Annotated in this window: 10 protein-coding genes; 4 read left to right on the top strand and 6 right to left on the bottom strand. The window is 72.0% G+C overall.

Features of this window, described 5'->3' with window-relative positions:
- Positions 1–22: 22 nt before the first annotated feature.
- The 5 genes from ACYVOO_RS31065 to ACYVOO_RS31045 all read right to left on the bottom strand — a co-directional run bounded on the left by ACYVOO_RS31065 (position 23) and on the right by ACYVOO_RS31045 (position 7,175).
- Positions 23–1,069: a DUF4429 domain-containing protein gene (locus ACYVOO_RS31065; RefSeq protein WP_461019045.1), complete on the bottom strand. Its 1,047-nt coding sequence runs from the start codon at positions 1,067–1,069 to the stop codon at positions 23–25.
- Positions 1,070–1,076: 7 nt separating this feature from the next.
- Positions 1,077–2,240 carry an acyl-CoA dehydrogenase family protein gene (locus ACYVOO_RS31060; protein WP_461019095.1) on the bottom strand — a complete coding sequence of 388 codons (1,164 nt, stop codon included), beginning with the start codon at positions 2,238–2,240 and terminating at the stop codon, positions 1,077–1,079.
- Positions 2,241–2,245: 5 nt separating this feature from the next.
- Positions 2,246–3,277: a hydroxymethylglutaryl-CoA lyase gene (locus ACYVOO_RS31055; RefSeq protein WP_461019044.1), complete on the bottom strand. Its 1,032-nt coding sequence runs from the start codon at positions 3,275–3,277 to the stop codon at positions 2,246–2,248.
- Complete coding sequence (locus tag ACYVOO_RS31050) at positions 3,274–5,403, bottom strand: acetyl/propionyl/methylcrotonyl-CoA carboxylase subunit alpha (protein ID WP_461019094.1); 2,130 nt, start codon at positions 5,401–5,403, stop codon at positions 3,274–3,276. The genes ACYVOO_RS31055 and ACYVOO_RS31050 overlap by 4 nt, the downstream gene beginning before the upstream one ends.
- A gap of 155 nt (positions 5,404–5,558) precedes the next feature.
- Entirely contained in the window at positions 5,559–7,175 is a 1,617-nt protein-coding gene (locus ACYVOO_RS31045; protein ID WP_461019093.1) for a carboxyl transferase domain-containing protein, read from the bottom strand.
- A gap of 292 nt (positions 7,176–7,467) precedes the next feature.
- Between ACYVOO_RS31045 and ACYVOO_RS31040 the strand changes: the two genes are divergently transcribed.
- From ACYVOO_RS31040 to ACYVOO_RS31025, 4 genes are all read left to right on the top strand, one after another.
- Positions 7,468–8,091, top strand: coding sequence for an SACE_7040 family transcriptional regulator (locus tag ACYVOO_RS31040; RefSeq protein ID WP_453345612.1), 624 nt, complete (start codon positions 7,468–7,470; stop codon positions 8,089–8,091).
- A gap of 224 nt (positions 8,092–8,315) precedes the next feature.
- A complete protein-coding gene (locus tag ACYVOO_RS31035; protein ID WP_461019043.1) occupies positions 8,316–9,473 on the top strand; it encodes an acyl-CoA dehydrogenase family protein in 1,158 nt (385 codons plus the stop codon).
- A gap of 82 nt (positions 9,474–9,555) precedes the next feature.
- The gene (tesB, locus tag ACYVOO_RS31030) at positions 9,556–10,440 is read left to right on the top strand and encodes an acyl-CoA thioesterase II (RefSeq protein ID WP_453345610.1); all 885 of its coding nucleotides are present in this window, start codon (positions 9,556–9,558) and stop codon (positions 10,438–10,440) included.
- A 33-nt stretch (positions 10,441–10,473) separates the two neighbouring features.
- Positions 10,474–11,472 carry a cation diffusion facilitator family transporter gene (locus tag ACYVOO_RS31025; protein ID WP_461019042.1) on the top strand — a complete coding sequence of 333 codons (999 nt, stop codon included), beginning with the start codon at positions 10,474–10,476 and terminating at the stop codon, positions 11,470–11,472.
- 27 nt (positions 11,473–11,499) lie between these two features.
- On the opposite strand, the gene ACYVOO_RS31020 is transcribed toward ACYVOO_RS31025, so the two are convergent.
- Positions 11,500–12,321 carry a phosphatase gene (locus ACYVOO_RS31020; protein WP_461019041.1) on the bottom strand — a complete coding sequence of 274 codons (822 nt, stop codon included), beginning with the start codon at positions 12,319–12,321 and terminating at the stop codon, positions 11,500–11,502.
- Positions 12,322–12,512 lie beyond the last annotated feature (191 nt).

Here is a 12,512-nt window from a genome sequence, read left to right as displayed (position 1 = left end):
CCCGGTGTGGAGGGGGGCGGGGTCAGAACTGGTCGAGGACGGACTTCTTCGCCGCGGCGAACTCCTCGTCGGTCAGGACGCCGCCCTTGTGCAGCTCGCCCAGCTCACGCAGCCGGCGCAGCAGTACGTCGTGACCCGAGGCGTCCTGTTCCCGGTGCTGTCCATACGCGTCGTCCGGTGCGCGGCTGCCCGTGAGGGCGGGGGTGCCGCTGCCGCTGTCCGGGGCGGCGCCGGGGGAGGGGTGCGTGGCATGGGCGTGCGGGCCGCGCCCGTACCCCGGCCCGTATCCCTGCCCATGCCCGTGCCCATGTCCGGGGCCCGGCCCGTGACCGGGACCGTGGCCGCCGTGCGGGCCGCGGCCCTGGGGGTGCGGGAGGCGGGCGACGACGGCCGCGGCCAGGAGTACCGAGCCGCCGGTCTCGCGGTTCTGCCGGACGCCCCACAGCATCAGGCAGTTGGGGTCGAGCTGGGGCTTGAGCACGGGGTGCTTTCCCTTGGGCCGGAAGCGGAGGCTGCCGCTCTCCCAGCCGATCGCGGGGGTCCACTCGACGCCCTCCAGCTCCTGGAGGGTGAAGACGCGGCGTCCGTTGTGCGCCTTGCTCTCCTCCGCCATCCAGTTCCATTCGATCTGGACGCGTTCCCCGTCGAAGCTGGCGGTGCCGTCCGTGCCGTTCGCGGTGAGCGGCACGGACGGGCCCGGCAGCAGATAGCGGTCGCAGGGCGTGTCCGGGACGCGCTCCAGCAGCAGGGCGTTGCGGACCTCGTCCACGAAGTACTCCGCGACGCCCGTGCGGTCCTTCTCCACCGCCAGTTGGTACGGGTCCGAGGCGTCCGGCAGTCTGCCGCCCGCGACCTGGGAGAGCGGGTCGGCGCCGTCGCGGAGACGCAGCCGGAGCCGGCCGCCCTTGCGGCCGGGCTCGTAGGCCACTCCCGCCACGGCCGTGAGGGGCACCGCTACTTCCCCCAGCGACCTGCGCAACTGGTGCACGTGCCGCTCCGCTCCCGGCACGATGCGGACGGTGTCCCCGTCGAAGGTCCATGCCCCCGCGCGCTGGGTGATTTCCGCCATGCGGCGATTATCCGACGCCCAACTCCCGGGCGACCAGCATGCGCTGCACCTCGCTCGTGCCCTCCCCGATCTCCAGGATCTTCGAGTCCCGCCACATGCGGGCCACCGGATACTCGTTCATGAAGCCGTATCCGCCGTGGATCTGGGTGGCCTCGCGTGCGTTGGTCACCGCGGACTCGGACGAATACAGCTTGGCCAGTGCCGCCTCCTTCTTGAACGGTTCGCCCGCGAGCAGCCGCGACGCCGCGTCCCGCCAGGCGATGCGCGAGGTGTGGGCGCGCATCTCCATGTCGGCCAGCTTGAACTGGATGGCCTGGTTGGCGCCGATGGGCTTCCCGAAGGCGTGCCGGGTGCGGGCGTAGGAGACCGACTCGTCCACGCAGCCCTGTGCCAGGCCCGTGGCCAGGGCGGCGATGGCGATACGGCCCTCGTCGAGGGTGCGGAGGAACTGCGCGTAGCCCCGGCCCTCCTCGCCGAGCAGATTCGCCGCGGGGACCCGCACGTCAGAGAAGGACAGCTCATGGGTGTCCGAGGCGTTCCAGCCGACCTTGGAGTACGCCGGGGCGACGGTGAATCCGGGGGTGCCCGAGGGGACGATGATCGAGGAGATCCGGGGTGCGCCGTCCTCCTTGCGGCCCGTCACCGCGGTGACGGTGACCAGGCCCGTGATGTCCGTGCCGGAGTTGGTGATGAAGGACTTGCTGCCGTTGATCACCCACTCGCCCGTCTGCTCGTCCAGGACAGCGGTGGTACGGGTCCCGCCCGCGTCCGAACCGCACTCCGGCTCGGTCAGGCCGAAGGCGCCGAGCAGCTCGCCGGAACACAGGCGGGGGAGCCACTCGCGCTTCTGCTCCTCCGTGCCGAAGCGGTGGATCGGCATGGCGCCGAGGGAGACCCCGGCCTCCAGGGTGATCGCCACCGACGAATCGACCCGGGCCAGCTCCTCCAGGGCGAGACAGAGGGCGAGGTAGTCGCCGCCCATGCCGCCGTACTCCTCGGGGAACGGCAGCCCGAACAGGCCCATCTCCCCCATCTGCCGGACGATCTCGTACGGGAACTCGTGGTGCTCGTAGAACTCCCCGATCTTCGGGGCCACGACGTCGTGCGCGAACTGCTCCACGGTGCGACGCAGTTCCTCGTGCTCGGGGGAGAGGCGGTGGTCCAGGGACATGGTGCTCACTGCTCCTTGTGGGAGTCGGGAGGAGAGGTCTGCGGGGTGGTGACCGTGCCGGTGCCGGCCACGGCGGCTGTGCCGGTACCGGTGTCCGTGCCGGGGCCTGTGAGGGCGCGGACCGTGCGCGAAGGGCTGGGGCGGCCCAGCTTGTCGGCCATCCACGCGCTGGTGGCGGTGAGACGGCCGAGATCGACACCGGTCTCGATGCCGAGCCCCGTCAGCATCCACACGAGGTCCTCGGTCGCGAGGTTGCCCGTGGCGCTCTTGGCGTAGGGGCAGCCGCCCAGGCCGCCCGCCGAGGCGTCCACCGTGGTCACCCCGTGCTGGAGGGCGGCGAGGGTGTTGGCGAGGGCCTGCCCGTAGGTGTCGTGGAAGTGGACGGAGAGCCGCTCCGTGGGCACCCCGGCCTCGTTCAGCGCGGACAGCAGCGCCGTGACATGGCCCGGAGTGGCCACGCCGATGGTGTCGCCGAGGCTCAGCTCGTCGCAGCCCTGGGCGAGGAGCGCGCGGCAGACGCGGACCACTTGGGCGAGGGGGACGGGGCCCTCCCAGGGATCGCCGAAGCACATCGACACATAGCCGCGCACCCGCTGCCCGTCCGCCTTGGCACGGGACACCACGGGCTCGAACATCGCGAGGGATTCGTCGAGGGTGCGGTTCAGATTGGCCTTGGCGAAGGACTCGGTGGCGCTGGCGAAGACGGCGATGTCCCGGCAGGCGTGCGCGGCCGCCCGCTCGCGCCCGCGTTCGTTGGGCACGAGCACCGGCAGGCGCAGCCCGTCCGGCAGATCGCGGAGGAGCGGCATCAACTGCTCCGCGTCGGCCAGTTGGGGGACCCACTTGGGGTGGACGAAGCTCGTGGCCTCGACGGTGGTGAGCCCCGCGCCGTGCAGCCTGTGGATGAACTCGGCCTTCACCTCGACGGGGACGGTCCCCTTCTCGTTCTGCAACCCGTCCCGCGGCCCGACCTCATAGATCTCCACCCGTTCGGGCAGCCCCTCCACGGGGACGCGCATGGGCAGCCCCTCGATCATGCTCCCGCCTCCTCACGGTGCGACGGCGTGCCGGGACGTGCGCTCCCGGGGTGTGCGGTGCTGGGGGGTGCGGCGCCGGAGGGTGTGCCGTCGGGCCCGGTGGCGTCGCGGGGCTCCACGACCGCGAGCACCTGGTCCATGGCGACGGTGCTGCCCGCCGTGACGTCCAGCTCGGTGACGGTTCCGTCGTAGGGCGCGGTGATGACGTGCTCCATCTTCATCGCCTCGACCACCAGGAGGCTCTGCCCCGAGGTGACCTCCTCGCCCACCGACGCCTTGACCAGGGTGACGGTGCCGGGCATGGGCGCGGTGAGCGCGTCGGCGCCGTGCGCTCCCGCCGCGCCGCCGAGGGAGGCCGCGACGGGATCGTGGTCCTGGAGGTGCCAGCCGTCGCCGTCCCGGCCGAGCCAGCGGCCTGCGCCGCTGGGGGCGTGGTCGAAGAAGTGGGTGACGCCGTCCCACTCCAGGCCCACCCTGCCCCGCTCGGGCGGCAGCAGCCGCGCGGGCACGGGCTCGGCACCGTCCATGCCGACCCACGCGTCGTCGGCCCGGCCGCGGACATGGACGGTCACCGGATCGTGGCCCGGAGCCCGCAGCGCGTGGGGCGTCCACGCTGCCTCCCCGCCCAGGCGCCAGCCGGTGGGCACGGAGAAGGGGTCGGTCCATCCCGCGTCCCCGGGCGGGGCGGGCTCCAGCGCGGCCTGGCGCAACAGGGCCGCCGCCGCATAGGCCGCGGCGGGCACGTCCGTACGCACCAGGGTGTGCGCGTCACGGTCCACCAGGCCGGTGTCCATGGTGCCCGCGGTCACCTCGGGGTGTGCCAGCAGACGGCGCAGGAAACCGGTGTTGGTCTCGACGCCCAGCACCGCCGTCTCTGCGAGCGCTGCCCGCAGCCTGCGCAGCGCCGTGGGCCGGTCCTGGGCGTGGGCGACGACCTTGGCGAGCATCGGGTCGTACGTGGTGCCGACCTCCGCGCCCTCCACGAGCCCCGAGTCCGTGCGCACCCCCTCGCCCCCGGCCTCGCGGAGCAGCAGCACGGTGCCCGCCGAGGGGAGGAAGTCCACATGCCCGCCCTCGCCGGTCACGCGTGCCGTCTCCGCGCAGACCCGGGCCTCCACGGCGTGCCCTGTGAGGGTGACGCCCTCCTGCCCGAACGGCAGCGACTCGCCCGCGGCCACCCTCAACTGCCACTCGACCAGATCCAGCCCGGTGACCATCTCCGTGACGGGGTGCTCGACCTGGAGGCGGGTGTTCATCTCCATGAAGAAGTACGAGCCCGGATCGTCGGCCGGGACGATGAACTCGACGGTGCCCGCGCCGAGATACCCGCACGACCGGGCCGCCTCCACGGCGGCCCGGCCCATCGACGCGCGGGTGGTCTCGTCCAGCAGCGGGCTGGGCGCCTCCTCGATGATCTTCTGGTGACGGCGCTGGAGCGAACACTCGCGCTCCCCGAGGTGGATCACCCCGCCCTGCCCGTCGGCCAGCACCTGGATCTCGATGTGCCGGGGGTGGTCGATCCAGCGCTCCACGAGCAGGGTGTCGTCGCCGAACGCGCCCCGTGCCTCGCGCCGGGCCGCCGCGATCTCCTCCTCCAGCGCGGACGCGTCCCGCACCAGCCGCATGCCCTTGCCGCCGCCGCCCGCCGAGGGCTTCAGCAGCACGGGCATGCCGATCCCGCGTGCCGCCTCGGCCAGTTCGCCGTCGGACAGTCCGCTCCCCGAGGAGCCCGGCACCACCGGGACCCCCGCAGCCTGGACGGTCTCCTTGGCGCGGATCTTGTCGCCCATCACCTCGATGGCGGCGGCGGGCGGGCCGATGAAGGCCAGCCCGGCGTCTTCGCAGGCGCGGGCGAAGGCGGCGTTCTCCGCGAGGAAGCCGTAACCGGGGTGGACGGCCTGTGCCCCCGTGCGGCGGGCCGCCGCCAGCAGCCGCTCGGCCGAGAGATAGCTCGAAGCCGCGGGAGCGGGCCCGATGCGCACGGCGGTGTCCGCCTCCCGCACATGCCGTGCCCCGGCGTCCGCGTCGCTGAAGACCGCGGCCGAGCGGATGCCCATCGCGCGCAGGGTACGGATCACGCGCACCGCGATCTCGCCCCTGTTGGCCACCAGCACGGTGTCGAACATCGCCACTGTCCCCCTCACGCCCTCGTCCTCATGTCCGCCACGTCCGTCACCTGCGCCCTGTCCGTCACATGTGCGGTGTCTGCCGCGTTCGCCGTCATGTCGTATCCGTCCCGCTCGCCCTGCCTGTCACGTCCCGCACCCGGCCGCGCATCCGGTCACATCCGGAAGACGCCGAAGCGGGGTCCTGACGGATCGGTCTCCGGCAGGGGGGAGTTCGCGCAGGCCGTTAGCGCGAGGCCCAGCACCGTTCTGGTCTCCAGGGGATCGATCACGCCGTCGTCCCAGAGCCGCGCCGTCGCGTAATAGGCGTTGCCCTGTTCCTCGTACTGGGCGCGGACGGGGGCCCGGAACGCCTCCTCGTCCTCCGCGCTCCACTCCTCGCCGCGCGCCTCCAGCTGATCGCGCTTCACCGTCGCGAGGACGGCCGCCGCCTGCTCGCCGCCCATCACGGAGATCTTGGCGTTGGGCCACATCCACAGGAAGCGGGGGTCATAGGCCCGGCCGCACATCGAATAGTTCCCCGCGCCGTAGGAACCGCCGATGACGACCGTCAGCTTCGGCACGCGCGTGCAGGCCACGGCGGTGACCATCTTGGCGCCGTGCTTGGCGATGCCGCCCGCCTCATAGTCCCTGCCGACCATGAAGCCCGAGATGTTCTGGAGGAAGAGCAGCGGGATGCCGCGCTGATCGCACAGCTCGACGAAGTGCGCGCCCTTCTGGGCCGACTCGGAGAACAGGATGCCGTTGTTCGCCACGATGCCCACAGGGTGGCCGTGGATCCGGGCGAAGCCGGTGACCAGCGTCGTGCCGTACTCCGCCTTGAACTCCTGGAAGCGGGAGCCGTCCACCACGCGCGCGATCACCTCGCGCACGTCGTACGGAGTGCGGGAATCGACGGGCACCGCGCCGTACAGCCCCGCCGGATCGACGGCCGGTTCCTCGACGGGGCGCACCGGCCAGGGGAGCGGGCCGCGGTCCGGGAGGGTGTGCACGATGTCCCGCACGATGCGCAGCGCGTGCGCGTCGTCCTCGGCGAGGTGGTCGGTCACACCGGAGGTGCGGCTGTGCACCTCGCCGCCGCCCAGCTCCTCGGCGGTGACGACCTCGCCCGTCGCGGCCTTCACCAGCGGCGGCCCGCCCAGGAAGATCGTGCCCTGCTCGCGGACGATCACCGCCTCGTCGCTCATGGCGGGCACATAGGCGCCGCCCGCCGTGCAGGAGCCCAGCACCGCCGCGATCTGGGGGACACCGGCGCCCGACATCCGCGCCTGGTTGTAGAAGATCCGGCCGAAGTGCTCGCGGTCAGGGAAGACCTCGTCCTGCATCGGCAGGAAGGCGCCGCCCGAATCGACCAGATAGACGCACGGCAGCCGGTTCTCCAGCGCGATCTCCTGGGCGCGCAGGTGCTTCTTCACCGTCATCGGGTAATACGTGCCGCCCTTGACGGTGGCGTCGTTCGCGACCACGACCACCTCGCGGCCCGACACCCGCCCGATGCCCGCGATCACCCCGGCGGCGGGCGCCGAGTCCCCGTACATGCCGTCGGCCGCGAGGGGCGACAGCTCCAGGAAGGGGGAGCCGGGATCGAGCAGTGCGTCCACCCTGTCCCGGGGCAGGAGCTTGCCGCGCGCGGTGTGACGTGCCCGCGCCCGCTCCCCGCCGCCCTGCCGTGCCGTGGCCAGCTTCTCGCGCAGCCGCGCCGCCAGCTCACGGTGCGCCGCCACGTTGGCCGCGAACGCGTCGGACGACGGATCGGCGGAGCTGCCCAGCACCGGTGCCGACGCCGAGGGCGAGGGCGCGGCGGCCGTCGGAGCGGGAGCACGGGCAGGGCCCGCTGTTCCCGTGGTCGTCGATCCCGTCAGATCGTTCATGTCACTGAGCTCCCTTGCTCCGCGCCTCGCCCCGCACCCGTGCCCACTCCGCCGCGCTGCCGCCCTGTCCGCGGTGCCCTGCCCGCCCCGGACCCGGGCGCACGCGGGCATGCCCGGACCCGGCGGCCGGTTAATGCTCGTTAACTCCTCCATCAGGTTAACGCTCACTAACACCCGTGTCTAGAATGAATTCATGAGCACGAAGACGGGGTCCGAAGCGCCGACCCGCCGCGAGCAGATCCTGCGGGAGGCGGCGCGCCTCTTCGCCGAGCGCGGTTTCCACGGGGTCGGGGTCGATGAGATAGGGGCCGCGGTCGGCATCAGCGGCCCCGGGCTCTATCGCCACTTCGCGGGCAAGGACGCCATGCTGGCCGAACTGCTCGTCGGCATCAGCCGGCGGCTGCACGAGGGCGGCCGGATGCGCGTCGAGGAGTCGGCCGCCGCCGGTCTGGCCCCCGAGGCCACCCTGGACGCGCTGATCGACGGGCACATCGACTTCGCACTGGACGACCGCTCCCTCATCACGCTCCACGACCGCGAGCTGGACCGGCTGCGCGACAGCGACCGCAAGCAGGTGCGCAAGCTCCAGCGGCAGTACGTGGAGCTGTGGGTCTCGGCCGTGCGGAACGTGTATCCGGCGCTGACGGAGCTGGAGGCGCGGGTCTCCGTCCACACGGTCTTCGGGCTGCTCAACTCCACCCCGCATCTGAGCGGCCCTTCAGCCCTCCCGGACCGCGCGACCACCGCGGCGCTGCTGCACCGCCTCGCGCGCGGCGCCCTGGCCGCTGCGGCGCCCGGCCGTTCCGTCACCCCGTAGCGCTCGCCGCGCGTCCGGCGTCGCACCGCGTCACGCGGAGCCGCCGTGGTGCCCGTGTGGCCGCCGCCTCTGGACAGTCGACGTGACCGCTGGGTAGCTTGATGCCGGACGGTACTGAGCAAGCGCTTAGCCATGTCTGAGTGTCCTGCCGTGGCAGGCCCCATGGGCGCCCACCGCGGCGGGACGAGCGGCACACGGGGCAAGCGGGACCAGAGGAGGCGTGCATGCGTCGCACGGTGTTCAACGAGGACCACGAGGCGTTCCGGCAGACCATTCGCGACTTCATCGAGTCCGAGGTCGTGCCCTACTACCAGGAGTGGCAGGAGCAGGGCTACGTCCCGCGCGACCTCTACAAGAAGCTCGGCGAGCTGGGCATATTCGGCATCGAGGTCCCCGAGGAGTACGGCGGCGCAGGCGAGACGAGCTTCAAGTTCAACGCCGTCATCACCGAGGAGTGCGCCCGCGCCGGGGTCAGCTTCGGCGGCTCCAGCGTGCACACCGCGCTCTGCCTCCCGTACATCCTCAAGTACGGCAACGAGGAGCAGAAGAAGCGCTGGCTGCCGCACTTCGTCTCCGGCGAGATGATGACCGCCATCGCGATGACCGAGCCCGGCACCGGTTCCGACCTCGCCGGCATGAAGACCACGGCCAAGCTCTCCGATGACGGCACGCACTACGTGCTGAACGGCGCCAAGACCTTCATCACCGGCGGCGTACAGGCCGACCGCGTGCTGGTCTGCGCCCGTACCGCGCCGCCCAGCCCGGACGACCGCCGCGGCGGGATCTCCATCCTCGTCGTGGACACCAGGAGCGAGGGCTACGCGGTCGGCCGCAAGCTCGACAAGCTCGGCCTGCGCGCCTCCGACACCGCCGAACTCTCCTTCACCGACGTCAAGGTGCCCGTGGAGGACCTGCTCGGCGAGGAGGGCAAGGCGTTCTCGTACCTCGGCCAGAACCTCCCGCAGGAGCGCCTCGGCATCGCCATCGGCGCCTACGCGCAGTCCGCCGCCGCCGTCCGCTTCGCGCACGACTACGTCAAGGAGCGCACGGTCTTCGGCAAGGAGGTCGCCTCCTTCCAGAACACCAAGTTCGTCCTGGCGGACTGCAAGGCCGACGTCGATGCCATGCAGGCCGTCGTCGACCGCGCCCTGGAGGCGCTCGACGCGGACGAGCTGACCCCCGCCGACGCCGCCTCCGCGAAGCTGTTCACCACCGAACTCGCCGCCAAGGTGATCGACAAGTGCCTCCAGTTGCACGGCGGCTACGGCTACATGCTGGAGTACCCGATCGCCAACATGTACGCCGACACCCGCGTCTCGCGCATCTACGGAGGCACGAGCGAGGTCATGCGCTCCATCGTCGCCAAGTCGATGGGGCTGTGATCCCGGGCGGGACTGTGATCCCTGGTGGGACTGTGATCTTCGACGTAACCGCTGGTAGCCACCTGCGGGCACAATCAGCCGCATGAGCAACGAACTCGCGTCCCTGCTCGACCTGCTCGATCTGGAGCGGGTCGAGCAGGACATCTTCCGGGGCGGCAGCCGCGCCGCTGTCGTCCCCCGCGTCTTCGGGGGACAGGTCGCCGCGCAGGCGCTCGTCGCCGCCTGCCGCACCGTGCCGGAGGGGCGCCTTCCGCACTCCCTGCACGCGTACTTCCTGCGGACGGGCGACCCGGGCGCGCCCATCGTCTACACGGTCGACCGCATCCGCGACGGGCGCTCCTTCACCACGCGCCGCGTCGTCGCCGTCCAGCACGGGCAGCCCATCTTCCACCTCTCCGCCTCCCTCCAGGCGCACGAGGAGGGCCTGGAACACCAGGAGCCGATGCCCGAGGCGCCCGACCCGGAGACGCTCCCCACGGCGGAGGAGATGCTGCCCCGCTACGCGCACCTCTTCCGCGACGAGGACGTCCCCCGCCGTCTGATGAAGGCGCGGGCCGCCGTGGACCTGCGCTACGTGGAGGAGCCGCCGTTCGGCAGCGTCGGACGGCCGCGCCGCCCGCGCTCCCAGGTCTGGTTCCGCACCAACGGCAAGCTCGACGGTGAACTGGACGACCCCACCCTGCACATCTGCCTCGCCACCTACGTCTCGGACATGACCCTGCTCGACTCGGTGCTCCTGGCACACGGGCGCGGCGGCTGGGCGGTCGGCGACGTGGTGGGCGCGAGCCTGGACCACGCCATGTGGTTCCACCGCCCCTTCCGCGCGGACGAGTGGCTGCTCTACGACCAGGAGAGCCCGACGGCCCAGGGCGGCAGGGGTCTCGGCAAGGGGCGCATCTTCACCCGCGACGGGCGGCTCGCGGTGTCCGTCATCCAGGAGGGCGTGGTGCGGGTGCCGCGCGACTAGGCGCGGCTCGCAAATCGGGCATACTGCGCGACTATGGGCAATGATGCGGGCAGCGGCCCGGACGCTGACGTGGGGGCGGCGGAGAGCGAGAGCACGGTCACCGTCGTCGTCGCGGGCCTCGCCAACCTCGGCATCGCCGTCGCCAAGGCGATCGGCGGCATCCTCAGCGGCTCCAGCGCGATGCTCTCCGAGGCCGCCCACTCCGTGGCCGACACCGTCACCGAACTCCTCCTGCTCACCTCCCTGAAGCGGGCGGAGAAACCCGCCGACGAGGAGTACCCGCTCGGCCACGGCAACGAGCGTTACATCTGGGCGATGCTCGCCTCCGTCGCCACGTTCGTGGGCGGCGCCGTCTTCGCGGTCCACGACGGCATCCGCACCCTCAGCCATGGCGAGAAGCTCGGCGACCCGACGCTCTCGTACGTCATTCTCGCCGTCGCCTTCCTGCTGGAGGGCTATTCGCTGCTGAGGGGCACGGGTCAGCTCAAGGACGAGGCGGCGCGCCTCGGAATGCCGCCGCTCACCTACCTGCGGCACACGCCCGACACCGCCGTGAAGGCCGTCGTCATGGAGGACTCCGCGGCGCTCGCCGGGCTCGCCCTGGCCGCGGGCGGACTGCTCGGGGGACAGCTCAGCGGCTCGTCCGTGTGGGACGGCGTCGCCTCGCTGCTCATCGGGCTGCTGCTGGTCTACGTCGCCTTCTCGCTCGGGCGCAGCAACGCCTCCCTGCTGATCGGGCGCGCGCTGCCCTCCCGGATGCGGGACGTGGTGCGCGTGGAACTGCTCGCGCTGCCCGACGTGGAACGGGTACTGGAACTGGTCACCGTCGTGCAGGGGCCGCGCGAGGTGCTCGTCGCCGCCAAGGTGGACTTCGCCGACTACGCCACGGCCGCGGAGATCGAGTGGGCCTGCGAGGACGCGGAGGCCCGGCTGCGGGCACGCTTCCCCGCCGTGCGCCGCGTCTTCCTCGACCCCACCCCGGGGCCGGGACAGCGACGGCCCGGCACGGGCACGAACGGGAGCGGGGAGTGAGGGGAGCAGGGCAGGCGGAACGGGGTGCTATGCGGTGACGTCGCCGTTGAAACCCGACAGTCCCGCCGCCTCCAGGAGGTACGCGGTCATCGGCTCGTAGAAACGCGGGTCCACGACGTGGTCGTCCAGCGGGACCGCGACCGAGAGGGTGTCCTCCGCTTCGCCCAGGAAGAGGGCGGGGTCGTTGCAGTCGGCGAAGCCCACGGCGGGGATGCCGCGCTGCGCCGCACAGCCCGCCCAGCCGTGGTCGGCCACGACCAGGTCGGGCAGCGGCTGCTCCGTGCGCACCAGCCCGTCCAGGACCTCCCGCATCGGCTTGGGGGAGTGGGTGTGCCACAGGGACGCGCCGCGCTCGTACGCCGCGACGCCGCCGAACTGGACGATCACACCGTCGTCCGCGTACGTCCCCAGCGGGACCCGCACGATGTCGCACCCGGCGGAGTGCAGCGCGGACGCCAGCGCGCCGTGCATGTCCAGCAGCGCGCCGGGGTGCCCCGTCGCGAACAGCACCCGCTGCCCGCCCTCCGCCGCCTTGCGCAGCTCGGCCGCGGCGCGGTCCAGGGCGCCCACGGTCAGCTCGGGGTCGATGGTGTCCTGACCCGTACGGAAGTCGGGGTCGTCGACGACGCCGCAGCGCTCCGCCATCACCGCGAGCACATCCTGCTCATCGGCCCACCGGTCGCCGAGTTCGAGGCCGAGCCAGTAGTGCCGGTCGCCGTTGGCCAGCTTCCTGTAGTGCGAGAGGTTGTTCTCACGAGGCGTGGCGACATCCCCCGCGATACGGGTGCGGACGAGGTGGTCGATCAGCTCGGAGCGAGTGGGGGCTGCGCCTGTGGCGAATATGGGCATGCGGTCATTGTCACCCGAGGGCGCGCCACGTGACGGCCGTACCAGCGATCAGGGGCGGTCAGGAGTGATCGGCGACGGGCGCGGGGCGGGCGGGAACGGGCGGACGCGACGGCTCAACCGCTCGACACTGAGGCAAAAAGTGCTCCCGCACCTCTCTGAACTGTCCAAAGGCGTGCGAGAAGCAGCCCCTT

The organism is Streptomyces daliensis (genome assembly GCF_054782395.1).
The sequence above is the reverse complement of the archived record's forward strand: the minus strand, read 5'-3'. Positions and strand labels throughout refer to the sequence as shown.